1 protein-coding gene and 1 pseudogene are annotated in these 925 nt (G+C 78.3%); both read right to left on the bottom strand.

Features of this window, described 5'->3' with window-relative positions; genetic code table 11:
* Nucleotides 1–534: hypothetical protein (locus ACG2DA_RS22870; RefSeq protein ID WP_395259019.1), on the bottom strand; the 534-nt coding region annotated here is incomplete at its 3' end.
* Nucleotides 531–925: pseudogene (locus tag ACG2DA_RS22865) on the bottom strand (hypothetical protein); the annotation flags it as partial. The pseudogene ACG2DA_RS22865 and the gene ACG2DA_RS22870, both read right to left, overlap by 4 nt.

Here is a 925-nt window from a genome sequence, read left to right as displayed (position 1 = left end):
CGCGGCGGCCGCCGCCCGCTTCGCCTCCCGGGCGGCGACGATTTTGGCCTTCATCTCCGTGACGCGGCGGTCGATTGCGGCGAACCGGCGGGCGACCTCGCCCACGTCCACGCCGCAGGCCGCCGCCAGCCGCACCCGCAGAGCGTCGCGTTCCGCCAGGATCGCCTCCTCCGCCGCGGCGAGCGTCTCCGGGTCGTTCCGCTCCGCCCGGGAGAGCCGCGACCGCAGTTGATCGCCGAGCCACCCGGGGTCCGGCTCCGTCTGGAGCCAGCGGTAGTGCACGTGCACCTCGAATCGGGCCTCGTCCCACGCCCACAGGGCACCGTCCGCGGACAGCACCCGCCCGTCCGCGGCGGGCACGGGTTCGTCCCGCGGCCGCGGCTCGTCCCGGCCGGCGGCGACGGCCGCGCCGCAGGTCAGTTGAATGAACGCCACCCGCACGCCGATCACGGCCAGCGGGAGCAGAAACGCCGCCGCGAGCACGCCGGCCCGCAAACCGGCGCCGGCGGCATGTTTGGACAAGCGGTCGCTCATGCCCATCCCCGATCGGCGGTGTTGGGCGAACCGCAAATCGCGGCGACGAGGCCCCCGCCGAGCAGGCCGACCGCGACCGCCGGCGGCAGACTGGGCCAATCGAGCGCGAACCCGCCGCCGGGGGTCGCCGCGGCAGCGGTCAGGGCTGCGGCGGCCGCCCAGCCGAGCAGCCCCGCCAGCGCCCACCGCCGGCCGGGGTCCGAACGAACGCGCCCCAGGCCGGCGGCGAGGACGACCGTCGCGGCGACGGCCACACCCGGTGCCCCGGCCGTCGCGCCGGCGTGCAGCAGACCGGCCCAGACGGCCAGCGCCGCCCCGCTGACCGGCCCGCGCCCCGCGGACAGGGCGAGCCCGCAGACCAAGGTCACCGGCGGCGCCCAGCGGCCGGCCG

This window comes from Alienimonas sp. DA493, assembly GCF_043951915.1.
In the GTDB taxonomy this organism is placed as follows: Bacteria; Planctomycetota; Planctomycetia; order Planctomycetales; family Planctomycetaceae; genus Alienimonas.
Note: the sequence above shows the minus strand (reverse complement) of the source record. Positions and strands in the feature narration are given on the sequence as shown.